This window comes from Pseudactinotalea sp. Z1739 (assembly GCF_049725055.1).
GTDB lineage: Bacteria > Actinomycetota > Actinomycetes > Actinomycetales > Beutenbergiaceae > CALKWS01.
This window is the reverse complement of record NZ_JBMPQA010000015.1, coordinates 56,565-82,655: the sequence shown is the minus strand read 5'-3', so window position 1 is coordinate 82,655 and position 26,091 is coordinate 56,565. Positions and strand designations below refer to the sequence as shown.

General features: G+C 70.2%; 21 protein-coding genes. 8 read left to right on the top strand and 13 right to left on the bottom strand.

The window, feature by feature from the left end; all coding sequences use genetic code 11:
* The first annotated feature begins 81 nt into the window (after positions 1–81).
* Positions 82–1,611, top strand: a complete 1,530-nt coding sequence (locus ACO0LV_RS16880) for a DUF222 domain-containing protein (RefSeq protein ID WP_424789087.1) — start codon at positions 82–84, stop codon at positions 1,609–1,611.
* 53 nt (positions 1,612–1,664) lie between these two features.
* Here the strand turns inward: ACO0LV_RS16880 and ACO0LV_RS16875 are convergent, their stop codons facing one another.
* Both ACO0LV_RS16875 and ACO0LV_RS16870 read right to left on the bottom strand, forming a co-directional pair.
* Positions 1,665–2,810: a DUF3027 domain-containing protein gene (locus ACO0LV_RS16875; RefSeq protein WP_424789086.1), complete on the bottom strand. Its 1,146-nt coding sequence runs from the start codon at positions 2,808–2,810 to the stop codon at positions 1,665–1,667.
* Positions 2,794–3,177 (bottom strand): cold-shock protein, encoded by a 384-nt coding sequence (locus ACO0LV_RS16870; protein ID WP_424789085.1) that lies wholly within the window; start codon positions 3,175–3,177, stop codon positions 2,794–2,796. The genes ACO0LV_RS16875 and ACO0LV_RS16870 overlap by 17 nt, the downstream gene beginning before the upstream one ends.
* A gap of 224 nt (positions 3,178–3,401) precedes the next feature.
* On the opposite strand from ACO0LV_RS16870, the gene ACO0LV_RS16865 reads away from it, so the two are divergent.
* Positions 3,402–5,765 (top strand): helicase-associated domain-containing protein, encoded by a 2,364-nt coding sequence (locus ACO0LV_RS16865; RefSeq protein WP_424789084.1) that lies wholly within the window; start codon positions 3,402–3,404, stop codon positions 5,763–5,765.
* A 483-nt stretch (positions 5,766–6,248) separates the two neighbouring features.
* On the opposite strand, the gene ACO0LV_RS16860 is transcribed toward ACO0LV_RS16865, so the two are convergent.
* From ACO0LV_RS16860 to ACO0LV_RS16850, 3 genes are read right to left on the bottom strand one after another with little or no spacing between them, the layout of a single operon-like run.
* On the bottom strand, positions 6,249–7,007 hold the full coding sequence (locus tag ACO0LV_RS16860) for a DNA alkylation repair protein (RefSeq protein WP_424789083.1): 759 nt from the start codon (positions 7,005–7,007) through the stop codon (positions 6,249–6,251).
* Entirely contained in the window at positions 7,004–7,984 is a 981-nt protein-coding gene (locus tag ACO0LV_RS16855; protein WP_424789082.1) for an SRPBCC family protein, read from the bottom strand. The genes ACO0LV_RS16860 and ACO0LV_RS16855 overlap by 4 nt, the downstream gene beginning before the upstream one ends.
* 40 nt (positions 7,985–8,024) lie before the next feature.
* The gene (locus ACO0LV_RS16850) at positions 8,025–8,372 is read right to left on the bottom strand and encodes an ArsR/SmtB family transcription factor (protein WP_424789081.1); all 348 of its coding nucleotides are present in this window, start codon (positions 8,370–8,372) and stop codon (positions 8,025–8,027) included.
* A gap of 492 nt (positions 8,373–8,864) precedes the next feature.
* Here ACO0LV_RS16850 and ACO0LV_RS16845 point away from each other — a divergent pair, with 492 nt between their 5' ends.
* Together ACO0LV_RS16845 and wecB are read left to right on the top strand one after the other, a co-directional pair.
* Positions 8,865–9,857, top strand: coding sequence for a hypothetical protein (locus ACO0LV_RS16845; RefSeq protein WP_424789080.1), 993 nt, complete (start codon positions 8,865–8,867; stop codon positions 9,855–9,857).
* A 250-nt stretch (positions 9,858–10,107) separates the two neighbouring features.
* Positions 10,108–11,190, top strand: coding sequence for a non-hydrolyzing UDP-N-acetylglucosamine 2-epimerase (gene wecB, locus ACO0LV_RS16840; RefSeq protein WP_424789079.1), 1,083 nt, complete (start codon positions 10,108–10,110; stop codon positions 11,188–11,190).
* A gap of 158 nt (positions 11,191–11,348) precedes the next feature.
* On the opposite strand, the gene ACO0LV_RS16835 is transcribed toward wecB, so the two are convergent.
* The 7 genes from ACO0LV_RS16835 to ACO0LV_RS16805 form a co-directional block, all read right to left on the bottom strand.
* A complete protein-coding gene (locus tag ACO0LV_RS16835) occupies positions 11,349–12,611 on the bottom strand; it encodes a nucleotide sugar dehydrogenase (RefSeq protein WP_424789078.1) in 1,263 nt (420 codons plus the stop codon).
* Between the two features lie 130 nt (positions 12,612–12,741).
* On the bottom strand, positions 12,742–14,697 hold the full coding sequence (locus ACO0LV_RS16830) for an ABC transporter substrate-binding protein (protein WP_424789077.1): 1,956 nt from the start codon (positions 14,695–14,697) through the stop codon (positions 12,742–12,744).
* Positions 14,698–14,892: 195 nt separating this feature from the next.
* Entirely contained in the window at positions 14,893–16,518 is a 1,626-nt protein-coding gene (locus ACO0LV_RS16825) for a DUF885 family protein (protein ID WP_424789076.1), read from the bottom strand.
* Entirely contained in the window at positions 16,511–18,175 is a 1,665-nt protein-coding gene (locus ACO0LV_RS16820; RefSeq protein ID WP_424789075.1) for a DUF885 domain-containing protein, read from the bottom strand. The genes ACO0LV_RS16825 and ACO0LV_RS16820 overlap by 8 nt, the downstream gene beginning before the upstream one ends.
* Positions 18,176–18,236: 61 nt before the next feature.
* Complete coding sequence (locus ACO0LV_RS16815) at positions 18,237–19,247, bottom strand: LLM class flavin-dependent oxidoreductase (RefSeq protein WP_424789074.1); 1,011 nt, start codon at positions 19,245–19,247, stop codon at positions 18,237–18,239.
* Positions 19,244–19,648, bottom strand: coding sequence for a TIGR04076 family protein (locus ACO0LV_RS16810; protein WP_424789073.1), 405 nt, complete (start codon positions 19,646–19,648; stop codon positions 19,244–19,246). Before ACO0LV_RS16810 ends, ACO0LV_RS16815 begins: the two co-directional genes overlap by 4 nt.
* Entirely contained in the window at positions 19,645–20,916 is a 1,272-nt protein-coding gene (locus tag ACO0LV_RS16805) for an amidohydrolase family protein (protein WP_424789072.1), read from the bottom strand. The genes ACO0LV_RS16810 and ACO0LV_RS16805 overlap by 4 nt, the downstream gene beginning before the upstream one ends.
* Before the next feature lie 199 nt (positions 20,917–21,115).
* Between ACO0LV_RS16805 and ACO0LV_RS16800 the strand changes: the two genes are divergently transcribed.
* The 4 genes from ACO0LV_RS16800 to ACO0LV_RS16785 all read left to right on the top strand — a co-directional run bounded on the left by ACO0LV_RS16800 (position 21,116) and on the right by ACO0LV_RS16785 (position 25,006).
* Positions 21,116–21,352, top strand: a complete 237-nt coding sequence (locus ACO0LV_RS16800) for a FitA-like ribbon-helix-helix domain-containing protein (protein WP_424789071.1) — start codon at positions 21,116–21,118, stop codon at positions 21,350–21,352.
* Positions 21,349–21,792, top strand: a complete 444-nt coding sequence (locus ACO0LV_RS16795; protein WP_424789070.1) for a type II toxin-antitoxin system VapC family toxin — start codon at positions 21,349–21,351, stop codon at positions 21,790–21,792. Before ACO0LV_RS16800 ends, ACO0LV_RS16795 begins: the two co-directional genes overlap by 4 nt.
* A gap of 76 nt (positions 21,793–21,868) precedes the next feature.
* Positions 21,869–23,512 carry a DNA repair helicase XPB gene (locus ACO0LV_RS16790; protein WP_424789069.1) on the top strand — a complete coding sequence of 548 codons (1,644 nt, stop codon included), beginning with the start codon at positions 21,869–21,871 and terminating at the stop codon, positions 23,510–23,512.
* Positions 23,513–23,596: 84 nt separating this feature from the next.
* The gene (locus ACO0LV_RS16785) at positions 23,597–25,006 is read left to right on the top strand and encodes a sugar porter family MFS transporter (RefSeq protein ID WP_424789068.1); all 1,410 of its coding nucleotides are present in this window, start codon (positions 23,597–23,599) and stop codon (positions 25,004–25,006) included.
* A 9-nt stretch (positions 25,007–25,015) separates the two neighbouring features.
* Here ACO0LV_RS16785 and ACO0LV_RS16780 read toward each other — a convergent pair whose 3' ends face one another.
* Positions 25,016–26,089, bottom strand: a complete 1,074-nt coding sequence (locus tag ACO0LV_RS16780; protein WP_424789067.1) for a LacI family DNA-binding transcriptional regulator — start codon at positions 26,087–26,089, stop codon at positions 25,016–25,018.
* Positions 26,090–26,091 lie beyond the last annotated feature (2 nt).

Here is a 26,091-nt window from a genome sequence, read left to right as displayed (position 1 = left end):
GCATCGGATCGAACGTGTGCAATGTGAAAGAGTTTCGTTCGAACCATTGACTCGAACGCCTGTTCTAGGTAGTGTGGGTTTATGGCAGTCCACCCGCTCCCGCATATCTCCCCCACCCAGGAGGTCTATGCCGCGCTGGATGGGTTGGTGGGGTTGGACCCACGTGGGTTGAACGCTGCAGGGCAGGGACAGTTGCTGGTGGATCTGAAGCGGATCGAGTCGCGGGTGCGGGCCTACAAGCTCAAAGTCCTCGCCGCCGCCGATCAGGCCAGAACCGCCCAGAGATCCGGTCATGCCGATACCGCCTCATGGGCGGCCAAGCACACCAACGACGACGGGCGTGAGACCAGCCGAGAGACCAAACTCGCCACCCGGCTCACCGATCGTGTCCCCACCCAGCGGGCCCTGGATGGAGGCGATATCTCTGCCGAGCACGCCGAGATCATCGTGGGCGCCGGAGAGAAACTCCCCGAAGGCCTCACCGCCGCGGAGCGGAACCGGGTCGAAGCGGACCTGGTGGACAAGGCCAAGCAGATACCCCCGTCAGCGCTGCGCCAACGCGCCCGGCGGCAACTGGAGGCGCTGAAGAGGGACCGCGAGACCGTCGACGCGCACGAAGAGGGCCAAATCGCCGATGAAGAAGCCCGCGCCCGGGCACAGACGCGTCTGACACTGCGGGACAACCACGACGGCACCGTCACCGGACACTTCACCCTCCCGGTCTTCCACGGCCACCTGCTGCGCAAGATCATCCACACCATGACCGCACCCCGCCGCACCAACGGACCCGCAGACAACAGCACCGACGACAGCACCGGCAACGCAGGCAGCGGTGCCGGGGCGTTCGGTAACGCCGGCGCGGGCCGTCAGGCCTTCGACAACACCAGTGCGGATGAGGACGCGCTCTTCGGTGCCGATGACGCCACCAGCAAAGCCCCCGGTGCCACCGCAGCAGGCACCCGCGCGGGTCCGGGCCCGCAGCCGGTCCCCGGACCGGGCACAGGACTGGGTGCAGAGGCACGCCGCGGCACGGGCGCGACCGACAGTTCGATGGAGGACCTGTCCGGGCTGCCCAACCCCGCCCGGGTAGCCCACGGGCGGCGCACCGACTGGGCGAACACGCACGGCCTGGCCCTGGCAGAACTCATCGAACACCTACCCACCGACCACCTCAGCCCCAAAACCGCGGCCACGATCGTGGTCACCCTCGATGAAGACGTACTCCGCGGACGACTCGCAGCAGCCGGGTTGGACACCGGAGAAAAGATCTCCGCCGCCCAGGCCCGCCAACTCGCCTGCAACTCCGGCCTCATCCCAACGGTCCTGAACGGAAAGTCGATCCCACTCGACCTGGGGCGCAGCAAACGACTCTTCACCGAACCCCAACGCACCGCCCTGACCGTGCGCCACACCACCTGCGCCGCCGACGGCTGCCAACGCCCCTACGCCTGGTGCGAACTCCACCACGCCATCCCCTGGTCCCACAGCGGACCCACCGATCTCGATAACGCGGTGCCACTATGTCATCGCCATCATCGGATGGCCCACGACCACAGATATCACCAGGGCCGAGCATCCGCCGGCGGCTACACCTTCACCATGCGGCAGTAGCGGCAGCGACGCGGTTGCAGCAGTAGCGGTGGCGTTTTCCACACCCGCCGAGGTTAAGCGTCGTCCTCGCGCCTCTCCGCGCCATCTGCATCGGTGTCAACACTGTTGTCCGCAGTAGAGCTATCTGCATCCGTGTCAACACTGCTGTCGGCAGTCGCCACGTCGTCGTCGGTCCGGGTGGCCTCGGTGCTCTGTTTGCTGCCAGCGCCGCCGCCGTCGTCCGTCTGGGTGGCCTCGGCGCTCTGCGGGCTCTCAGCACCCTCGCCGTCGTCCGTCTGGGTGGCCTCGGTGGCCTGCGGGCTACCAGCATCCTCGGCGGTCTCACGCCCGTCAGCGCCCTCAGCGGTCTCACGCCCGTCGAGCCCGTCGCCGCCGTCGTCGTCCTCTTCTTCGGCGCGGCTGCGCTCCACCGAGACGACCACTTCCAGTTCCAGGTCGTTCAGGTGCGGGTCGGACTGGGTCCACTCCCCACCCTGGCGGCGCACGTCGGTCTCCGAGTGCGCCCCGCAGCCGTGGTCCAGGGAGACCACCTTGCCGTCGTCGGGGGACCACTCGTTCGCGCACACCCCGAACAGGGTGCCCAGCGACCCGGCCAGCGGCACGATGAACCCGCAGGAGGCACAGTCCGCTCCGGCCTGGCGTGCCCCGGAGGTGTCCGGGCCGGCGGGGCCGTTGTACCAGCGGGTGGCGGCGGCATCCAGGGCCTTGCGGTTCATCACCCGATCCCGGCCCAGGCCCAACTCGCGGATCGCGACCCGGTCGGCCTCGGGATCCCCGGTGGCCACATACCCCCGCTCCAGACGCTCATCGTCGGGGTCGTAGGGCAACCGGTCGGTGGCGCTCAGGTCCCCCGGGGCCAGCCGGTCGGCCCACGGCACCCACTCCGGGGCCAGCAACGCCCCGTCACCGGGCAGCAGCCCGACCTCGGCCACCGCGGGCGTGCGCGAACGCGGGGCGCGGGTCAGGGTGACGAACCAGCGCCAGCCCACGTACCCGGGCGCGGTGGTGGTGAAGTAATGGGTGCCCAGCCGTTCGCCCTCGAGTTCGAACCCGAGGTACTCACCCAGGTCGGTCCCGGCCTCGCTGGCCACGGCCATCCGCGCCAGGTCCACGGCGCCGGACAGGACGGCGTCCTTGTTCGGCTTGCGCACCGACCCGGTGCGGGCCGGGGGGGCGAAGGTCTCACGCGTCGAACTCATCGGCCACCACCCTCAGGAGTCGGGCCAGGTTCGCCGCTTCGGCCTTCTCCGGGTAGCGCCCACCGCGCAGGCGCCCGCCGGCCCGGTCCAGGGAGCGGATCAGGTCCTCCACGATCACGGCCATGTCCTCCGCGGGGCGGCGCTTGGCGCGCACCACCGAGGGCCCGGAGTCCAGTACCTGCACCGACAGGGCCTGCAGGCCGCGCCGCCCGTCGGCCACCCCGAACTCCACCCGGGTGCCCGGGCGTGGCGTCTCGGCGTCGGCCGGTAGGGCCGAGGCGTGCAGGAAGACCTCTTGGCCGTCGTCGGAGGCGATGAAGCCGAACCCGCGATCAGCATCGAAAAACTTGACCTTGCCGGTGGGCACCTGGATCCCTGACTTTCTGTGCTGTGGTAACTGGGCAGGATCGAACCCGCCGGTATTCAATGGTCCCAGAGTAACGCCGCGCGTAGGCAGTGACGAACCCAATGGGGCGCGGGTGCAGGTGCGGTGGGGCCGGGTGGCGGCGCGGTCGGCGCGACCCTGACGCTGCCCGACCCTGACGCTGCCCGACCGCGAGCCGGAGCCACACACTTACTAAGATGGTGCGGATGACCTCCCGCCCTGCCGCACCCGAGACGGTGCCCTCCGGCGCCGACCTTGCCGGCACCCTGCGAGGCTGGGACGACGACGCCCTGGCGCACATGCTGCGCACCCGCCCGGATCTGGCCACCCCACCGCCGTCGTCGATCACCGCGATGGCCACCCGCGCCGGCTCGCGCGCCTCCATCACCCACGCGCTGGGGCAACTGGACCGCCCCACCCTGACCGTGGCCGAAGCGCTGGCGGTGATGAGCACGCCCTCCTCCCCCACCTCGGTGCGCGCACTCACCGAGGCGCTGGGGTTCGAGGCCGACGACGGCGCCGCGCACCTGCTCGACCGCGCCCTGGCGCTGGGGTCCCCAGAGGCGATCTCGCTGGTGGAGGGGGCCCGCGAGGCGCTGGCGTCGGCTCCGCTGGGTCTGGGCCCGCCGCTGCGCGCGCTCGGGCTGCGGGCCGCCGATGGATGGCCGACGACGAAGCCCGCCGTGACGGCAGCCCTCACCGGGGCGCCGGAACCAGCAAAGCGGATGCTGACGGCGCTGATGTGGGGGCCGGCAGTGGGATCCTTCGAGCAGGTGCCCGAACCGGTGCACTGGTTGCTGGGCGCCAAACTCCTGCACCGGCTCTCCGAGACCCAGGTGGTGCTGCCCCGGGAGGTGGCGCTGGCCCTGCGCGGGGGCCGGCTGGTGCGCGAGGTGCCCACGGCCGCCCCGCTCACGGAGGCGCCGGTGCGGGATGCCTCGACGGTGGCGGCCGAGGCGGCCCGGGCCGGGGAATCGGTGCTGCAACATCTGGACCAGTTGACCCGGGCCTGGGCGCAAGACCCACCGCCGGTCCTGCGCACCGGTGGCGTGGGAGTGCGGGACATGCGGGCCCTGGCCGGGATGCTCGACGCGGAGGTGGAACACGCGGCGCTGATCGCCGAGCTGGCCGGGATGCTCGGCCTGGTGGGTCACCACCATGGTGGGGACGGCTCGTTCTGGGCGCCGACCGCGGTGGGGTTGGAGCCCGAGCCCGACCCGGTGCAGGACCGGTGGGCCCAGATGGTGTGGACGTGGCTGGAGTCGGCGCGCACCCCGTGGCTGGTGGGCACCCGGACCGACAAGGGCGTGCTGCGCGCTGCCCTGGCCCCGGACCTGCAGCGCTCCTGGGCGCCGCAACTGCGTCGCCGGGTACTGGAGGCGTTGGACCGGTGGCCGGCCGGGTCCGCCCCGGACGCCGCGGCCGTGCAGGAGCACCTGGCTTGGCACACCCCGCGTTCGGCCCCGCCGGAGGCCACGGTGGCCGCGGTGCTGGCCGAGGCGGCAGCCCTGGGACTGACCGGAGCCGGGGCGTTGAGTGAGCCCGGCCGGGTGTTGCTGGCGGCGGAGGCGACACCCGCGGCGATAGCCGAAGCCTTCGCCGTCGGCCTGCCCCCGCTGGTGGAGGAGATGTTCATCCAGGGCGACCTCACCGGGATCGTGCCCGGCCGGCCGGACCCGGCGCTGGCGCGGCTGTTGGAGGCGACCGCGCAGGTCGAGTCGCGCGGCTCGGCGATGACGGTGCGGTTCACCCCGGACTCGGTGCGTGCGGCCCTGGACGGTGGGTGGCTGCCCGAGCAGATCCTGACCGACCTGGGTCGGTTCTCCCGCACCGGCGTGCCCCAGCCGCTGGAGTACCTGGTCCATGACACCGCCCGCACCCACGGGCAGTTGCGGGTGGGCCGGGCCGCCTCGTTCCTGCGCGCCGGGCAAGACGGGGTGCTCACTGCGCTGGTGGGTGAGAAGGGCCTGGCTGACCTGGGGTTGCGACTGCTGGCGCCCACGGTGGCGGTGGCCGAGGTGGGGCCGCAGGAGTTGATCGAGGCGCTGCGCGCGGCCGGGCACTCGGCGCTGGCCGAGGGCCCCGACGGGCAGGTGGTGGCCCTGGGCAGCCGTCAGGTGCGGGCCAGCCGGGGGCTGCGGGCGGGCACTGGGCTTTCTGCGGGCAGCGGAGCGCGGGGCGGCAGCGGGATTACTGCGGAGGGCTCAGCCGGTGGCGGGACGCACGCTGGAGTCCCTGCGGGCACGGTGACGCACAGCGCTGCCGATGATCCCGGTGCACTGGCCGAACTGATCGCCCAGATGCGCACCGGGGAGGAACGGGCGCATCGCAGTGCCGGCAACGGGCACAGCCAGGATCCCGTGTACGCCTTGGAACTCCTGCGCCAGGCCGCCGCCGGGGGCACGCAGGTGGAACTGGTGATCGCCGGATCGGCCGGAGCGCCCGAGCACCGCCGGGTGCGCCCCTTGAACGTGGCCGGCGGGCGGGTGCGGGTGCTCGACGTGGTGAAGCAGGCCGAGTTGACGGTGGCGGCCCACCGCATCGTCAGCGTCGCCACCCAGCCCGGCTGACGCCGTCTGGCCTCCCCTACCGACCACCACCCGATCGCGCCGCCCTTCCACCTGCCGTTGAGATCGCGGCACCTGCCTCGAGATCGCACCACCTGCACGGCGGACTCAGTCCAACTGCCGCGATCTCAGCAGCGGCGCTACGCAGCCCGGCAGTCGCCGTCGGCCCTCCGCTGCCGGCCCTCCCCTGCCGACCACGACCGCTCGCGCCGCCCCTCCATCTGCCGGCGCCAACCCTCTATCTGCCTGACGTCGCGGCATATGCCTCGAACTCGCACCACCTCCACGGTGCGCTCAGTCCAGGTGCCGCGACCTCAGCGTGATGGACCGCGGCCGGCGGGCCAGGTCCGCGGCCGGCGGGCCAGGTCCGCGGCCGGCGGGCCAGGTCCGCGATCTCAGCGGCGGGGGCCAAGGTGCCGGGACCTCAGCGGCGGCGGGTCAGGTGCCGCGACCTCGGGGCAGGTGGCGATCGGCACGCGGGGTGGGTCAGCGGCGGGGGCGGATGAACTGGGCGCGGGTGGCGTCGTCGAGGTTGCTGGCGGCCAGCCGCAGGCTCGGGCTGGTCATCTCCTGATGGTGCCGGTTCAGGAAGTCCACCAGAGCCTGCTCATCGACCGTGCCCACCTGGCGCAGCGCGGTGCCGACCGGCTTGGTCACCCACGGCGAGGGATCCGCCACCAGCATCCGGGCCAGCGTCAGCGGGTCCTCCAGATCCCCCGAGCCAATCAGCCAGAACGCCGCGGTGATCGCGGTGCGGCGTTCCAGCGCCACCTCCGAGCGGGCGAGGTCGTACAGGGGCTGCCTGGACTTATCCAACAAGTAGGCCCCCACCACCCGCGGTGCGGCCCGGTCGATGAAGTCCCAGGCGGTGAGCAGATAGTGGTTGTCCAAGTACACCTCGTACAGGGCGCGCCGGTCCTGCTCGCTCAGCCCCCGCCGTCGGGCCTTGAAATCCAGGACGGCCACGCCCACCATCCGCACCTCGTACCACCGGGATGCCAGCAGATCCGGCACGGAGGACACCGGGAGGCCGGTGGCGGACTTGGCCAGGTCGAACACGTCCCGCATCCGCACCCCGACGGCCGCCAACCCGCTATCGGGCGGCAGCCGCCGGGCGACCTTGTCCCGCTCGGCCGGTGAACTCACCTCGCGCAGGGCGGTGAAGATCTGCTCGACACCTGTGGCGTCGGAGCGGATCGGCTCGGCGCGAGCCCTCGCGGTGCCCGTGCTCCCGGCGGCGCTCATGCCGCGGCCAGCACCGCGCGCTCCAGCCGGGCGTAACTCATCTCCATGCCGTCGGTCATGCCGGTGGCCAGGATGGTGTCACGCAGTTCGGCGTTGTCGTAGGTGATGAGCAAGGTGATCAGGGTGCCACCGGTGACGGGGATGAGGGTCTGCTCGTTCAACGTGGGCGGGCCCTCCATGCCCTCCATCGCCTCGGTCTGCACCGCGCGGTGCGGTTCCTCGACCTCCAGGAGCTCACCGGTAAGGGCGAACCCGGGGCTGCTGCCGTCATCGGGGGCCCAGGCGTACCGGTAGGTCTGCCCGACCTCGGTGGCGACCTCACACGAGGTCATCGACCATCCGTCCGGACCGAGCAGCCAGCGCTTGAGCAACTCCGGGTCCTGATGGGCGTCCCAGACCTGCTGCGGTGTGCCGCGGATGATCCGGGAGAAACGCACCTGGGTGTCGGAGAGGATCTGGGCCTGGACCGGTAGGTCTGCGGCGAAGGAGGCCAGATCGGCCACCACGTCGTCGATCTGGCTCATCGCCGAGCGCATGCCCTCCTCCATGCCCATGGTGAGCATCCGCTCGAGGTCGCCTGCCGAGTTGAAGTAGGTGGTGGTGGTGCACCGGGACCCGGTGTCGGTCTCGGTGAACTCGTACACCATGCGCATGGCGGGCATTCCCCGATCGGGGTTGCCGTCCGGGCCGGTGAAGCCGTCCAGGACCTCGAAGGAGCGTCCCGGATCGACGGCCAGGAACTCCCAGTAACCGCCGGACCGCTCCCCGTTCGGCCCGGTCATGTAGTAGTGGGAGAACCCACCCGGGGCCATATCGTGGCGTGTGAAGGTGGCCGGCCAGGTGACCGGTCCCCAGAACTTTTCAATCTGACGGGCGTCGGCGTAGGCGTCCCAGAGCCGCTGCACCGGCACCGTGAAGTCGGCGACGATCGTCATCTGCAGGGTGTCGGTGTCCTTGTGGACGGTGGTGATAGGCATCGTTGGTGACCTTCCTCGGTCTGTCCTCGATAGGTGTTCCTCAGTCCTGCTCCAACAGCGCGTCGAGGCGGTCGATGCGGCTGCGCCAGATCTGCTCGTAGTGGTCCAGGAGGGCCTGGGCCCGGCGGATGGTGGCGGGATTGCCGCGGACGAGTCGTTCGCGGCCCCTGGAGTGTTTGGTGACCAGTCCTGCCCGTTGCAGGACGGTGACGTGTTTCTGCACGGCGGCGAACGACATGTCGTACTCAGCGGCCAGACGGGAGACGGAGAACTCCTCGACCAAGGTGCGCCGGACGATGTCACGCCGGGTGGTGTCGGCGAGGGCCTGGAAGATCCGGTCCACCTCGTCGTCGTTGAGTTCCAGTCGCTGCTGGTGATGTGCAACCATTTGGTTGTACATTAGACCCGCGGAGCGGTCTCGTCAAGGCCTAATTTCGGAACGAGGATGCCCGGAGTCGGCGACTGTCAAAGCGGGCCGGTGCCGGCTTCGGATGCGGGGAATGGATGGCTGTCAGAGCGGTCCGGAGCCGGCTTCGGATGCGGGGAATGGATGGCTGTCAGAGCGGGCCGATGCCGGCTTCGGATGCGGGGAATCGGCGACTGTCAGAGAGGCCCGGAGACGGCTTCGGATGCCGGAAACGAGCGGCCGCCAGAGCGGGTCGGCGCTGGCTTCAGATGCCGCGAAGCACGGCCTCAGGTACGGCCCGTGGGCACCGCACGGACCTGGCCCGGCGGCTAGCACAAAGCCGGCCGCTGCGCCCGTAAAGATGCGTTTGTGCACGTCAGGGCATTGCTTCACGGCAGGTTGGAGACGTACAGTGGATAGTCCCTGACATCGTTGGGCTCTCCCACGCGTCGGTGAGCCTGCCAAGGAGACACCGTGCGTAAGTCATCTCGCCCCGCCGCCGTGCTCGCCGCGCTGGCGCTGGCGGCTACCGGTGCCGTGGCGACCGCCGCTACCGCCTCGGCCGATCTGGTCACCCGTTGCGTGGGCACCGCCGGGGAGGTCACCGTGCCAGGTGATCTGGTGGTCCCCTCGGGGCGCACCTGCATCCTGGAGGGCACCACCGTGACCGGGCAGGTGCGGGTGCAGTCCGGCGCGAACCTGGTGGTCACCGACGGCACCCTCGCCGACCGGGTGGTGGTGGCCTCCGACGCCTACTTCGACGCGACGAACACCGCCATCGGGGCGAACCTGGCCAGCAACGGTGCCTACGGAGTGTTCCTGGAGGGCGCCCAGGTGGGCGGGCATGTGGTTGGCCGAGCCGGCGACGATGATCCGGGCTTCCTGTACTCGATGGACACCGACGTGGAGGGCCGGATCGACGCCGTCGACGGAGCCGTCTACCTCGACTCCACCAGGGTGGGCCGCTTCGTCAGCACCGAGGGCACCGTCTCCACCGACATCATCGACTCCACGATCGCCCGGGAACTGACCGTGGCCGACAACGCGGCGGGGGCACTGATCTGCGCCAGCGAGGTGGACGGCAACGCGAGTTATCTCGGCAACACCGCCGTGCAGGTGGGCGCCGGGGACGCGCTGGCCGAGTGCGACGAGGTGAACTACTTCGGCGCGGACCTGACCGTCTCGGGCAACACCGGAGGGGTGAGCGTGGCGGACAACATCATCCGCGGTGACCTGACCGGTGCGGACAACAACCCGGCCCCGGTGGGAGTCGACAACCGGGTGCGCGGAGAGCTGGGCGGCCAGTTCACCGATCTGCGCGCCGCCGGACCAAGCATCTCCGCCCAGCAGGACGCCCGCGCCGACGTGGAGGGCTACCGAACCGGTGAGGAGATCCTGACCGAGCGCCAGGACAAGCGCGAGGCGGCGATCAGCGAGGGCGAGCGCATCGGGCCGGCCGGGTTCTGACGCGGACGACCGGCTGACCTGACAGGCACATCAGGTTCGGACGGGTCCCGGGCGCGGACGGCGCGCAGCCGCGGACGCGGCGCAGACTCGGACGGGTCCCGGGCGCGGACTCGGACGGCGCGCAGGCGCGGACGGGTCCCGGGCGCGGACGGGCGCGGACGGGCGCGGACTCGGACGGGCCGCGGCTTTGGCGCCGGCTCCGCGCCATTAGGCTGGCCGGGACCTGACTCCGGCGATTGCTGAGGCCCTGATGAATCCGTTGGTCATCCATGTGACCGGTGCCCGCCCGAACTTTCCCAAAGCCGCACCTGTGCTGGCAGCCCTGGAATCCCGGGGCGTGGAGCAGCTCCTGGTGCACACCGGCCAGCACTACGACGAGCGGATGTCGGAGGTGTTCTTCCGGCAGCTGGGCATCCCCACCCCGGACGTGAACCTGGGCGTGGGCTCGGGCACGCACGCCAAGCAGACCGCGGCGATCATGGTGGCGATGGAGGACCTGCTCACCGAGCACAAGCCCGCGATGGTGGTGGTCTACGGGGACGTGAACTCCACCGTGGGAGCGGCTCTGGTCGCGGCCAAACTTGGCATCCCCATCGCGCACGTGGAGGCCGGGCTGCGCAGTTTCGACCTGACCATGCCCGAGGAGATCAACCGGATCGTGACCGACCGGCTGGCGGACCTGCTGCTGGCCACCAGCCCCGACGCGATCGCGCACCTGGGCAACGAGGGGGTGCACCCGGACAAGATCCACCTGGTGGGCAACCCGATGATCGACACGTTGCTGGCCAACCTGGACCGCTTCGACGCCGATGCAGCCCGGGCCTCCTTCGGGCTGGAGGGGCCCTATCTGGTGGGCACGCTGCACCGGCCGGGGAACGTGGACAACGACGACGACGTACGCCGGTTGGTCACGGCGCTGCACCAGGCCGCCGGGCTCGCCCCGATCGTGGTGCCGCTGCACCCGCGCGGACGCCCGCGCCTGGAGGCGGCCGGCATCCTAGACCACCCGAGCATCCGGCTGGAGGAGCCGCTGGGGTACCTGGAGTTCATGGGCCTGGTGCGCGGCGCCGCCGCGGTGGTCACCGACTCCGGGGGCGTGCAGGAGGAGACCACCATCCTGGGCGTGCCGTGCCTGACGCTGCGCCCGAACACCGAACGCCCGGTCACCATCACCCACGGCACCAACGAACTGGTCACCACCGACACTCTCGCGGGCAAGGTGGAGCAGATCCTGGCCACCGGACCGCTGACCGAATGGCCCACCCCGCCCCTGTGGGACGGCAAGGCCGGTCAGCGCATCGCGGACGTCATCGCCGGGTCACTGCCCGGCTGACCGGCCGCCCACACCGGCCCCCCGGACGCGCTAGAGCCACGCCGCGGCGCTCCACGACCCCCGCCGAAGTCAGCATAAGTCGGCCCAACGCCACGGTTCAGCCGACTTATGCTGACCTCGGCGGCAGGGACTACGGCAAGGACGACGGCAAGAATTACTCAGAGCCGGTGTGCGCCGGGAGCGGTGACTTTGCCCTTGGTGTCGAAGAACCGCTTGGAGGCCTTGGCCAGGGCCTCGACGTCGTACTCGGCGTGGTCCTGCACCAGGATCACCAGGTCCGCCTGCGCCACCGCCACGTCCAGGTCCCCCACCCGCTGCAACGCCTGGCTGTTGACGTTCCAGGTGACCACGTTCGGGTCGTGGAAGGACACTACCGCACCCTGGGCCTGCAGCGCCTTCGCCAGCGGTACGGCCGGTGATTCGCGTTGGTCGGCGATGTCGGGCTTGTAGGTCACCCCGAGCAGCAGCACGCTGGCCCCGCGCATGGCCAGGGCGTCCTCGTTCAAGATGTCCTGGGCCCGCCGGGCCACATACCCGGGCATCGTGGCATTGATCTCCTGGGCCAACTCCACAAACCGGAACGGATACCCCAACCGGGTCCGCACGTTATAGGACAGGTAGTTCGGGTCGATCGGTATGCAATGCCCACCCACCCCGGTGCCGGGATAGAAGGCCTGGAACCCGAACGGCTTGGTCTTGGCCATATCGATCACATTCCACAGATCGATATCGAGCTCGTGAGCGAACCGGGCCATCTCATTGACCAACGCGATATTGATGTGGCGGTAGGTGTTCTCCAACAACTTGGCCATCTCGGCCTCCCGCGGACCCTTGGCCGGCACCACCGTGTCCACGAACCGCTCATAAAACGCCACCGCAGCCGCAGTGCTCTCCGGGGTCAGGCCCCCCACCACCTTGGGAGTGTTCCGCATCCCGAACTTGGCGTTGCCCGGATCGATGCGCTCGGGGGAGAACGCCACATGGAAATCCACCCCCGCCTTCAGACCCGACCCCTCCTCCAACAACGGCACCAACACCTCATCGGTGGTGCCCGGGTAGGTGGTGGACTGCAAGATCACCGTCATCCCGGCCTTGAGCTGGCGCCCCACCGCCTGACCCGCCGAGACCACCGGACCCAGGTCCGGGCCACCCTCCGCCGACAACGGCGTCGGCACACAGATCACCGCGGTCTGAGCCCGGCCGATCACCGACTCATCGGTATCGGCCCGAAAACCCGCCCCCACCATCTGCCCCACATCAGCATCGGAGAGGTCATCCACATGCGAACGCCCCGCGTTCAGCCCCTCAACCACCTTGGCGCTGACATCGAAGCCCAGCACGCCCAACCCCGAACGCACCGCCTCCTGGGCCAACGGCAAACCCACATAACCCAGGCCGAGTACCACCGCGTCTGCGCTCACCGCGCCTCCTCATCCGCTCTGTCCCAGGCGGGTGCCCCACCTCGATTCCGCCCCACGGTAACGCGCCAATGCTGCTCTTGGCACGCTCCGCGGCAGAGTGTGGCGGACCCGACGCCGGCGGGCCCGGGGATCAGTCCTGGAACTCCCACTCCCAGTAGTTCCAGAAGATGGTCGGCGCCAGCGGGATCGGGTCGATGTTCTGCAGGCGGGAGTCATAGCCGGCGATCAACTCGTGCTGGAAGAGCACCGTGCCGAAGGCCTCCTCGACCAGGATCTGCTCGACCTCGGCGAGGATGTTGGCCTGCTCGGCCGCGTCGGTCTCCGAACTGAGCCGGTCGAAGAGTTCGTCGACGCGCTCGCTGGAGAACTCGCCGATGTTGTTGAACCCACCGGTGATGTAATTCGCCGAGGAGGCCCCCACGGCGGTGGAGGTGGACTGCCAGCCGAACAGGGAGGCGTCGAACAGGCTGCTGTCGGTGAGCAGGGAACCCCAGTTGACGTCGCCGACGTCGACCAGCTCGAACAGGCCCTCGCGCTCCACCGACTCGCGCATCAGTTCGTAGATGTTGGAGCGGCGGGCGTTGTTCGGGTCATACATCACCCGGACCGGCACCGGGGTCTCCACGCCTGCGTTCTCCAGCAACTCGGTCGCGGCGTCCAGGTCGGTCTCCACCGGCCAGGTCTGCGGCATCTGGTTGGTCTCGACCATCTGGTCGTAGTCCGGTGAGCCCGGCACCTGGGTGTAGGAGTGGCGCACCTCGGCCTCGGGGTACAGCGGCTGCACCTGGGTCTCCACGATCTCCTGGCGCGGGATCAGGTTCAGGAACGCGTTGCGCACATCCCGGGCGGTGTCGGCGTCGCCCCCGTAGGTCTCCGGGTCGAACGGGCCGCCGTTGTCCACGGCCAGGGTGACGTGCTCATACGTGGGTCCATCACCGGTGTAGACCCCGACCAGGTCCCCCAGGTTCTCCAGAGCGGCCAGCGTGTCCGGGGTGGCCTGCGGCTGGACCAGGTTCACCTCCTGGTTCTGCAAGGCCTGGATGTGGCTCATCGGGTCACCGGAGATGGTGACGGTGATCTCCTGGATCGCGGCCGGCCGATCGCCGGTGTAGTCCTCGTTCGCGGTCAGCGTCAGGTACTGGTCCCGCTGGAACTCGGTCATCAGGTACGCCCCGGAGGACAGGTACACCAGTTCGTCATCGGGCAGGGTGTCACCGAACTGGAAGCCGGTGTTCCAGAACGCGGCGATGGAGGACAGCGCCTCCACGTCGTTGTCCTGGATGGCGGCGATCACCGCGTCCTTGGCCTCCTGCGGGTCCTCGATGTCCAGGGCGCGCATGCCGACCACGTGCGCCGGCACGCCGACGTCGAAGTCGTACTCCCAGTCCACGTACGGCACCGAGTAGTCGAAGGTCACGCCCTTGCCGTCGGCGATGATCTCGGGCACCTCCTGGATCAGGCCGATGGTGCTGGCGCGGGTGCCGTTGAAGAACACCTCGTTCTCGGCGTCGAGGCGTTGGGCGGCCTCGTCCTGGACGGCCTGGTCGTAGTCGTCCTGGATCTCCTCGGGGATCTCCGGTTCGCCGTCGTCGCCCTCCTGCGCGTACTCCTCGAACAGTTCGGACTCGACCTGGGCGATCACCTCGTCGTCGTCCGCCAGGGTGTTGCGATGGCCGGAGTGCGCCGCCCAGTACAGCATCAGGTCGGCCGCGTCGACCTCCACCGGCTCCGGGCCGCCGTACCAGTACGCCTCATCGGAGAGGATGAACTCCATCGTCATCCCCTCGTCGGTCTCGCTGACCATGTCGAAGGTGCCGAAGCCCTCGTTGCGCTGCAGTTCCAGGTCCTGGTCGAAGTACCGGAACGACTCGTTCATCAGGTACAGGATGTTGGCGTTCGCGGTGGCGTTCCCGGTGCGGGAGTCGTTGTTGTACTCATAGAACGACTGGTTCCAGCCGATGGTCAGCGAACTGTCCTGGGCCTCGCCGGTGGAGTCGGTGTCGTCGGCGTCCACCGGGTCGGCATCGGGGTCGTCCCCGGTTCCGCCGTTGCACGCCGCCAGCACAAGGGCGGTCGCAGCGGTCACGGCAACTCCGGCCATCAGGCGCCTGGTCTTCAACATTCCTCCTACGTGGTGCCGCGGGCCCGCGACGACGGGACTGGCTCGCCGGGATGCCCACCGGACCGGGAAACTCGAGTGTGCCTCGGTGTCCACCATGGACACCGGGATCGTACACAGATTGGTGAGTCTCGCCGTCGTCCGTCCTACCAGGTAAGACGGCTACGGCGCCGCGCCGAACTCGCGGCGCAGCACCGGCTCCAGCAGCGACACCGGCGGGGAGCCGTGCCGCAGCAACGCGTCGTGCAACCGGCCCTGACCCCCGGGCACGATGGCGGCGAAGGTGGCGCGGAGTTCGTGGAACATGTCCCGGCCCAGCACGTACGTGGAGGGGTAGGTGGGGTTGTCGTGGCGGGTGTAGCGATCCACTTCCCCGGCGGCCATGTGGTGGTCCATCCCGGTGCGCTCGACGAGGAGTTGCACGGCGTCCTCGTGGGTGAGACGGCCGGTGTGCAAGCCGGTGTCGATCACCAGACGCAGGGAGCGCCACAACGTGTTCCGGCGGGCGAACAGGGCCTGGGTGCTCTGCCCGAACACCCGCTCCTCCAGGATGTCCTCCACATACAGTCCCCATCCCTCCACGAACAGGGGCGTGCGGAAGAACCGCAGGAAGGAGTCCTCGGCCGTGCCGAGCACGTGGTGCACCGACTGCAGGTGGTGGCCCGGGTAGGTCTCATGGCCCACGATCGAGCGGATGAAGGTGGGGCAGTTGTCCCGCTCGTGCCCGGCCTGGCGTTCCGGGGTGGCATCGGGATCGGCCGGGGTGATGAGGAACTGGCTCACCATCGACGTGGCGTAGGGAGGAACGGTGCGCATCTCCCCCAGCGGCAGTCCCGCCCGGCGGAACTGCGGGAGCGGGGCCACCACGCACTCCTGGTCCGCCGGCACGCTGAGCAGGTCGTGCTCGAGGGTCTGCTGGATGCTGGTCTGCACCTCGGCGCGGTAGGCGTTGACGAACTCCGGGCCGGGGGTGCGTTCGGCCTTGAGTTCCTCGATCTGCTCCGGCCAGGTGCGGGCCGGGTCCAGGACGGCGGCGAGTTCGGTCAGGCCCTGTTCGGCCTGGGTGACCTTGGCCCAGCCGTGCTCCCAGATCTCATCCGGGCTCAGGTCCAGCAGGTGGTAGTCGCGCAGCAAACCGGTGAAGGTCTCCTCCCCCACCGCCCAGGTGCCGGCGCCGGCGGTGGTCAGCGCGTCACAGTGCTGCCCGAAGGCGTCCATGGCGCCAAGGAGGGCCGTGCGCCGTCGATCCGCCTCCCCGGCCAGGTCGGTCGGCAGCGCCGCGGCCAGGTGCGGGAGCTCGTCCGCGATCAGGGCGCGCAGGCCGGCGACGGCGGGGATCGCCATGGTGGCCCAGCGGGACGGGACCAGTTCGGGCGTCAGCGATGCACGTCCGGCGTCCAGGAAGGTCGCGGCCTCCTCGAGCAGGTCGAGGTAGTCTGTGGCGTAGGCGTGCTCGCCCAGGTGGTCCGGGTCCAGGGCCGTCAGCGCGTCACCGAGGACCTCGGCGTACCAGTAGGGCGCGCGCTGCCACGGGCGGGCCACCCGCAACTCGTGCAACCGGTAGGCGACCTCGGCCTGCAGGCACCGCTCCTCGAGCCACTCCCGGGACCCTTCGGGGCTGAGCACCGGCCCCGCCCACGCGGCGATGGTCTCCTCCAGCCGCGTGTAGAAGGCGGGGTCGGTGGCGGGCAGCGCCAGCGTGGGCCTGCCCGTCTGCGGGTCGAGCACGCCGACCTGGCGTGCGGTGGCCGGATCGGCCCGGACCAGGACGGCGGCGAACTCATGCACGGGCCAACTCCTCCAATGTCTGCTGCAGCGGTCCCAATCCCATCGGTCCCAGGGACAGTGCCTGCTGGTGGAAACTGCGTTCGTCGAACCGGCCGGTGGCCAGGGCGATACTGCGCGCGTCCTCCCACAACTTCGCGCCCATGGAGAACGCGAGCGCCTGACCGGGCCAGCCGAGGTAGCGGACCACCTCGAACCGGGCGGTCTCGGTGTCACACCCGGCGGCCTGGGTCAGGACCTGCACGCCAACGTCGGTGGTCCAGGTGGTGGCGTCGGTGAAGCCGTTCCCGGCGGGGATCTCATAGCCCAGGTGCAGGCCCATGTCGATCACGATCCGGGCCGCCCGCCACCGCTGGGCCAGCACCACGCCCAGTTGCTCCCCTGGATCGGCGATCAGGCCCCAGTCGCCGGCACGGCCCTCGGTGTAGTGCGCCCATCCCTCGGCGTAGCCGTGGATGTGGCACAGGTAGCGCTGCCAGGGGTGCAGGGCCTGAGTGGACATGGTCATCACGTACTGCAGGTGGTGCCCCGGGACGCCCTCGTGGTGCACGGTGCTGACCTCTCGCCACACCGGCAGTTCGGTGGCGCCGGTGGGGGTGGACCAGACCACCCGACCGGGCCGGGTGCCGGCCGGGTCCGGTGGGGAGTAGTAGATCGAGCCGGATCCGGGCGCGGCCAGCACCGCACCGCAGCGGGAGTTGGCGGGGATGTCGAAGATGGTGCCATCGAGGGTGTCGTGGGCGCGGGCGATGCGGTCCTCGACCCACTGCACCAGCGGCGGCCCCACCTGCACGTGCCCGGAGGCGTCGGCGTCCAGCATCGCGGCCGCCTCGTCCATGCTGGAACAACCGAGCCGGGCGGCCAACTGCTCGCCCTGGCGGGTGAGTTCGGCCAGCCGGTCCCAACCGAAGGCGTAGGCCTCGGCGAGATCGATCTCCTTGCCGAGGAACGCCGTGGAGGTGGCGCGGTACAGGTCGGGGCCGACGGCGTCGACCTCGCTGCCCCGGGCGGCGTGGACGTCCTCCAGCCAGGTGGCCAGTTCCACGCACGCTGCTCGCGCGGCGGCCAGTTCGGTCTCGGCGCGCGGCGCTGTCTCCGGGGTGAGCAACTGGCCCAACCGGTCATCCCGGGCCGGGTCGGCCCACCGGCGGAGCTGGGCGGCCAGGGTCCGGGACTGCCGGGCCGCGACGACGTACCCTCCCTCAGCAGCGTGGTCCAATCGCGCGGCGTAGGAACGCAGTGCGTCCGGTACCTGGGCGAGGCCACCGATGAGCAGGTCGGCGTCGCCCGCAGCGGACTCCAGACCCATCACCACCTCGTGTGCGGGTGAGGCGAGCGGGGCGACCAGGCCCGGGATGAAGCCACTGTCGTGCAAGGCCATCTCGCTGTGCAGCCGTTCACCCAGCGCGCGCCGCAGCACCCGGGCCGGTGCGGACTCTTCGGACTCCCCTGCCGCGCGCTGGTCCAACTGGCGCAGGCCATCTCGGGCCAGGGCCGCCCGTTGCTCGACCTCCTCCGGGCCGGGCGCCGCCCAGAGCCGGTCGGTCTGCTGCCCCATGGCCTGCGCGGCCCGTGGGTTGAGCACGGTCAGGCCGTCCACGTAAGAGTCCGCGACCTGGCCGGGGTGGCCCAGATCCGCCGTCACCGCATCCTGATGCACTGCTCACCATTCTCTTCGTCGATCATCATGACTATGTCGATCACCATGAAGCCCGGGTAGTTCACGCGCGGGCGAGTTCGCGGCGGACCATCGGCACCACCTCGCGCCCGAGCAGGTCGATCCCGCCCGGGCCGGTGAGACCGTGCGGGGTGCCGAACTCCACCCGGGAGGCCCCGGCGTCGAACAACTCCACGGTGCGGGCCGCCACCTGCTGCGGGGTGCCGCACAGGGCGAACTTCTCCAGCAGGTCATCCGGTAGCAGGGCGCCGGCCTCGTCGCGCTTGCCCGCCTGCAGCAGGTCGTGCAGTCGCTGCAGCAACTCCGGGTCCACCTGCACGGTCCGGTCCAGGCCGGCCACCACGTCCACGTACATGGCCACCTCGCGACGGGCCAGGGCCCGGGCGGCCTCGCCGTCGTCGTCGACTACCGTGACGGCGCCGGCGACGATGCCCACCGCACCGGGGCCGCGACCGGCGGCGGTGGCGGAGTCATCGAGCCAGGTGCGCATCAGGGCGACCATGTCCGGGTTGACCGAGCCGCCGATCTTGACCTCCTGGGCCACTTCGCCGGCAAGGGCGGCGCCGCGCGGGCCCCAGACTCCCAGCAGGACGTCCACGTCGGTGGCGGCCGGTTCGTACTGCAGTCGCTGACCGGCCGGCAGGGAGTACACGGCGCCGGTGTAGCCGCTGTCATCACCGGAGAGCAGCCGGCGCACGATGGTGATGGTGTCCCGCAGCGCCGCCAGCGGGCGCGGCGTGGGCACGCCGGCCTCGCTCAGCCAGGCGCCCCGGACCAGACCCAGGTAGGCGTTGCCGGCGGCCGCGTCGAGCAGCGTGGCCGTCTGTCCGGCGATCTCCAGGGGGTGGGTCAGGTAGGGGTTCATGCAGGCCGCGCCCAGCCGCAGGCCGGGGGCCTGGGCCGCCGCGGTGAGCAGCGCGGGCAGCGGTGGCTGGAACCCCAGGTCGGCATAGACGGACAGTCCATCGAAGCCGAGGTCGCGCACCTGGGTGGCCAGGGCCCGGTAGGCGGCGATGGTCTTGTCCGTCTGCAGGGCCACGGTCAGGGCGGTCACGTGAGTTCCTCCGTGGGGATGCTGGAGTGGCCGATGCGCTCGATGCGCATGATGAGACGTTCGTCGGGGTCGGGGCAGGCGACCAGGGAGTCCGAGGCGAGCCAGTCGCCGTCCTGCAGGGCCCGTTGCTTGGCCGGTAGCAGGGGCAGCACGGAGGCCAGGGCGTACATGCAGAAGTGCCGGCCCTCGGGGATGCGCAACTGGGAGGAGTGGGTGATCTCCACGTAGTCACCGGGGGCGAGCCCGCACACCGAGCGTCCCTCGATGCGGTCGACGACGACGCGCAGGTCGGCTGTTTCGGTGCGGGGGGCGTCCGGGCCCGGTGGGGGTTGGGCGGACGGGTCCTGGTCTGCCGCGTTCTGGCCCGCTGCGTTGGGCTCGGACGGGTTCTGGTCGGTCATGGTGCCGTCCTGGTGGGTGCTGCGGTCCTGGCGAGCGGGCGGAGGAGGCCGCGGTCATCGCGGACGGCCCGGCCGGCCTGGATGACGGCGTGCATCCCGCGCAGTGCTGAGACGCCCCGGGTGGGGTCCTCATCCAGGAGGATCAGGTCGGCCGCGGCGCCGGGGGCGATCTGTCCGATGGTTCCTTCGGCGTCGAGCCACTGCGCGGCCCAGGACGTCGCCGAGCGCAGCACGTCCACATCCGTCATACCGGCCTCGGCCATGAACTCCATCTCCCGCACGGTGGCGGTGGTGCCGTCGTAGTCGGCCTGGGGTGGCATGTCGGTGCCCATCGCGATGCGGACGCCGGCGGTCAGCGCGTGCTGCAGGCTCTCCCAGTGCCGCGGCCCGGCGGCAAGGGCGCGTGCGCGCATCCACTCCGGCACGCCGTTGTCGATGAAGAACTGCTCGCAGCGGCTGACGGTGATGGTGGGCACGTACCAGCAGCCGTGCCGGGCCATCGACTCGCACACCTCGGGCGTGAGTTCGTACCCGTGCTCCACGCAGTCCAGGCCGAGTTCGACCGCGCGGGTGATCACCGCGGCGGTGCCGGCGTGGGCGGTCACCTTGCGGCCCCAGTCGTGGGCGGTGGTGATGACGGCGGTCATCTCCTCATCGGTCAGTTGCGGGGTGTCGATGGCTTCGTGCTCGCCGGCGATCCCGCCGGTGAGGCAGACCTTGATCAGGTCCGCACCGGCCCGCAACTGCTCGCGGGTGGTGCGGCGGAACCCGTCGGCGCCATCGGCCTCCAGCCCGTCGGCGTCGTGACCGTGCCCGCCGGTGCAGCACAGCGCGTGCCCGGCCGTGTAGATGCGCGGGCCCGGCACCGTGCCGGTGGCGATGGCCTCGCGCAGGGAGAAGTCGAGGTAGTCCTTCTCACCGACCAGGCGCACCGTGGTGACACCTGCCTGCAAGGTGGCCGCGGCGTTGCCGGCCATGAGCAGTGCGCGGGCGGCGTCGTCGGAGGACTTCGCCAGTTCCTGCATCGGACCCGGCAGCGCCAGGCCGAGGTGCACGTGCATGTTGATCAGCCCGGGCAGGACCACTGCGCCGTCGGCGTCCACCACGGCCGCGCCGTCGGGACGGTCGATGCTGCCGGCCGCTCCCACGGCGTCGATGCGCCCGTGGGCTCCGAGGTGGATCTCCTGGCCGGTGCGACTGGTCGCGCCGGTCCCGTCCCAGAGCGTGAGGTTGGTCAGCACCTTGGTCAGCACCGCGGGAGCGTTCATCGTGCGCACCCGCCTGCCACGCCCTGGGGGCATTCGCTCGGCACGTCGTCTCCTGTTCCCGGCCCCCGGGTCGCGCTGGACGGCGGCGGGTGGGGCCTGCCGGACATTCGACCACAACCCCACCCCGCTGTACATTTCCGCCCCATGCTTCGACAACACCAGTAGTGCTAGCATAATGACTGCATTCGAGGAGGTGGCGATGGCAACGATCACGGTGCGGGGGCTGGAGGATTCGGTCAAACGAGCGATCGCGGAACAAGCCCGAGCCCATGGCCGCTCGATGGAGGCCGAGGTGAGGCACATCCTCACCGAATCCATGCAGCGGCAGCGGCGGAACATCGGCGCCGCGTTCCTGGACACGTTCCAGGACTTGGGGGGAGTCGAGGTCGAGGTTCCGTCGCGGTCACAACGGCGCAGGGTGCCCGAGTTCGAATGATCGTCCTTGATACCAATGTCCTGTCGGAGTTGATGAAGCCCGACCCGGCGCGGCGCGTCGTCAGATGGGTGCGATCGCAAGAGTCGACGGCAATCACCGCGGTCACCGTCGCAGAGATCCTGTACGGCATCGCCCGCTTGCCCCACGGGCGTCGACGCTCAGCCCTCTCCAGCGCTGCGACGGCACTGTTCGATGAATACGCCGAGAACACGCTCGGTTTCACCGCCGATGAGGCTCCCCACTATGCCGAACTCGCCACCAGGCGGGAGCAGGCCGGCCAGCCAATCGCAGACATCGACGCACAGATCGCCGCCATCTGCCGACGTCACCAGGTGCCGTTGGCTACCCGGAACGTCAAGGACTTCGAGAACACCGGTGTCCTCGTGATCGACCCATGGGCTGATCCGGCGGTTGCGGCGGAGCACCCCCTCCCCCGGTGAGAGATCACGCACACGTCCCCCGCCGTCGTCGGCCCCCGATTGCGAACTGAACCCATCGGTGGGTGACAATGGTCCGATGACCGGCGGACCCCTCATCGTGCAATCGGACAAGTCTCTTCTGCTCGAGGTCGACCACGAACAGTCCGCCGAGTGCCGGCGGGAGATCGCCCCGTTCGCCGAACTGGAGCGCGCCCCGGAGCACATCCACACCTACCGGCTCACCCCGCTGGGGCTGTGGAACGCCCGCGCCGCCGGGCACGACGCCGAGCAGGTGGTCGACACCCTGCTGCGCTTCTCCCGCTACCCGGTGCCCCATCACCTGCTGGTGGACGTGGCCGAGACGATGTCGCGCTACGGGCGGCTGCAACTGATGCAGCACCCCGAACACGGTCTGGTGCTGCACGCCCTGGACAAGCCGGTGCTGGAGGAGGTGACGCGGGCCAAGCGAACCCAGGGTCTGCTCGGCACCCGCATCGACGACGAGACCGTCGTGGTCCACCCCTCCGAGCGCGGGCACCTGAAGCAGGTGCTGGTGAAACTGGGCTGGCCGGCAGAGGACCTGGCCGGGTACGTCGACGGCGAGAAGCACGCCATCGAACTGGGCACCGGCGACTGGCAGCTGCGCCCCTACCAGGCCGAAGCGGTGGATACCTTCTGGCACGGCGGCAGCGGCGTCGTCGTGCTCCCGTGCGGAGCGGGCAAGACGATCGTGGGTGCGGCCTCGATGGCCCGCTCGGGCACCACGACGCTGATCCTGGTGACCAACACGGTGGCGGCACGGCAGTGGCGCGACGAACTGGTGGCGCGCACCTCCCTGACCGAGGAGGAGATCGGGGAGTACTCCGGGGCCCGCAAGGAGATCCGCCCGGTCACCATCGCCACCTACCAGGTGCTGACCACCAAGCGGAAGGGTGCCTACCCGCACCTGGAACTGCTGGACGCGCGCGACTGGGGCCTGATCGTCTATGACGAGGTGCACCTGTTGCCCGCCCCGATCTTCCGGATGACGGCGGACCTGCAGGCCCGGCGCCGGCTCGGGCTGACCGCCACCCTGGTGCGCGAGGACGGCCGGGAGGACGAGGTGTTCTCCCTGATCGGGCCCAAGCGTTACGACGCGCCGTGGAAGGACATCGAGGCCCAGGGTTACATCGCCCCGGCCGAGTGCATCGAGATCCGGCTGGACCTGTCCCAGCGCGACCGGATGGCCTACGCCACCGCCGAGCCGGAGGACCGCTACCGGCTGGCCGCCTCCGCGCCCGCCAAGACCGCGGTGGTGCGGGAGCTGCTGAAGAAGCACGACGGCGAGCAGACCTTGATCATCGGGCAGTACCTGGACCAGTTGGAAGAGTTGGCCGGGACGTTGGACGCGCCCCTGATCACCGGGGCCACCACGGTGCCGCAACGGCAGAAACTGTTCGAGGCCTTCCGGACCGGTGAGGTCCCCACCCTGGTGGTGAGCAAGGTGGCCAACTTCTCCATCGACCTGCCCGAGGCGTCGGTGGCGATCCAGATCTCCGGGTCCTTCGGGTCCCGGCAGGAGGAGGCCCAGCGGCTGGGCCGGGTGATGCGCCCCAAGGCCGACGGCAAGACCGCCCACTTCTACGCCGTGGTCACCCGCGACACCGTGGACCAGGAGTTCGCCGCGCACCGCCAGCGGTTCCTGGCCGAGCAGGGCTATGCCTACCGGATCATCGACGCCGAGGACCTCACCGCGGCGTAGCGCAGCAGGCGTGCTCAGAACCTCGGCGAGCGCAGTCGTCCCTCCGCGGCTACTGTGACCGGACGAACCGGACGGGGAGGGCAGATGTCGACTGCGGAATCGACCGACTACCACACCGGCAAGGCGGTCCAACTCGCCACCGTGGCGGCGCTGGGCGGCTTCTTGTTCGGGTTCGACACCGCCGTGATCAACGGCGCGGTCAGCGCCATCGAGGCGCAGTTCGAGATGAGCCCGGGGCTGCTCGGCTTCACCGTGTCCTCGGCGTTGCTCGGGTGCATGGTGGGCGCCTACCTGGCCGGCCGGTTGGCGGACCGGATCGGGCGGGTGCGGGTGATGGTGATCGCCGCGGCCCTGTTCTTCCTGTCCGCGCTGGGCTCGGGCCTGGCGTTCGGCCCCGCGGACCTGATCGGCTGGCGGCTGCTGGGGGGCATGGGGATCGGCGCGGCGTCGGTGATCGCCCCGGCCTACATCGCCGAGATCGCCCCCGCCCCGATCCGCGGCCGCCTCGGCTCGCTGCAGCAGCTGGCCATCGTCACCGGCATCTTCGTGGCGCTGCTGTCCGACGCCTGGTTGGCTGCCACGGCCGGCGGCGCCGCCGAGGAACTGTGGTTCGGGCTGGAGGCCTGGCGGTGGATGTTCATCGTGGAGGTGGTGCCCGCGTTCGCCTACGGCGTGCTCGCCCTGACGATCCCGGAGTCGCCCCGGTTCCTGGTGGCGCGCGGGGATGAGAAGGACGCCCGCGGCGTGCTGCGCCAGGTGATGCGGGTCGGAGTCGATGAACGGATCAAGGAGATCACCCGCACGGTGGTGCGCGAGGAGCGAGCCACGTGGCGTGACCTGCTCAACCCCGGCGGGAGGAACCTGCTGCCGATCGTGTGGATCGGGATCGGCCTGTCGGTGTTCCAGCAGTTCGTCGGCATCAACGTGATCTTCTACTACTCCTCGGCGCTGTGGCAGTCGGTCGGCTTCACCGAGGCCGACGCCCTGACCCAGACCGTCATCACCTCCGTGACCAACATCGCCGTGACCATCGTGGCGATCGCGCTGATCGACAAGATCGGCCGGCGCCGGTTGCTGCTCATCGGATCCTTCGGGATGTCGGTGTCCCTGGGCGCGCTGGCGTTCCTGTTCGCGACCGCGCGGGTGGTGGAAGGCGCCGACGGCGAACTCGAGCCGGTGCTGGACGGTGGGGCCGGCGTAGCCGCCCTCATCGCGGCGAACCTGTTCGTGGTGTTCTTCGGGGCCACCTGGGGTCCCGCGGTGTGGGTGCTGCTGGGCGAGATGTTCAACAATGTGATCCGCGGGACCGCGCTCGGTCTGGCCGCCGCAGCCCAGTGGCTGGCGAACTTCGCGATCTCCACCTCATTCCCCGCGATGGCCGACCTGGGCCTCGGGTTCGCCTACGGCTTCTACACCACCTGTGCAGTGCTGTCGCTGCTGTTCGTGTGGAAGTTCGTCCCGGAGACCAAGGGCAAGGAACTGGAGGAGATGTAGGCCGGCCACCTACCGATGCTCTGCCGGCAGACCATCGGGCGCAGGCTCGGCCCGGTCGTCACAGCCGCAGCTGCGTCCGATCACCAGGGTGCCTTTGAACGTCTGGTGTGCCGGCTCCAGCGCCGGGTCAGCGATCCGGGCGAGCAGCACCTCGGTGGCCACGCGCGCGATCTCCTCGATCGGCTGGCGCACGCTGGTCAGTGGCGGGTTGGCGAATCGCGCCAGTTCGGTGCCGTCGAAACTGACGATCGCGACGTCCTGCGGCACCCGCAGGCCCAGTTCCTGAGACGCCAGCAGCACACCGAAGGCCTGGACGTCCGAGGTCACGAACAGTGCCGTGGGCGCGGGCCTGCCGGAAGCACGACGACGGGACCCCGGACCGAGCAGGGCGTGCGCGGCGCCGTGACCACCGGCGGCGGAGAAGTCCCCGTGCTCCACCAGGGAGTCGAAGTCGTCGTCCCGGCCGTCCTGCTGTTGCCGCCAGCCCTGGATCCGTTCGGCCACCAACTTCTCCGTCGGCGGGCCCGCGATGCATCCGATGATCTCGTGACCGTGCTGCTGGAGATGTTCGGTCGCGAGCCGGGCACCATGGGTGTTCTCCACATGCAACCGGGAGAAGGCCGGGACCTCCATGGTCCCGACCCGATCGACCACCAGCACCGGAACCGAGTGCGGTCCCAGTTCCTCCATCGCGACGACCGATCCGGCGGAGGTCAGGATGACGCCGTCGACCTGCCGGTCGAGGAAGGAGCGCAGGTGGAGCAACTCGAGGTCGGAATCCTCATCGGTGACGGCCACGGACAGGGACTTTCCGCGAGCGGAGAACTCCCGCATGAGCGTGGCGGACAACTCCGCGAAGAACGGGTTGGTGGGGCTGGGCGTGAGCAGTCCGATGGAGTGGGTCGTCGCCGCGCGCAGTGCCGCCGCGATCCGGTTCGGCCGGTAGTCGAGTTCGGCGATGGCCGCCTCCACCCGCAACCTGGTCCTGGCCGACACCGGTCGGGGCCCTCCGTTCACCACGTAGGAGACCACGGCCGGGGACACCCCAGCGTGAGCGGCCACTTGGGCGCGCGTTACCGCCACCT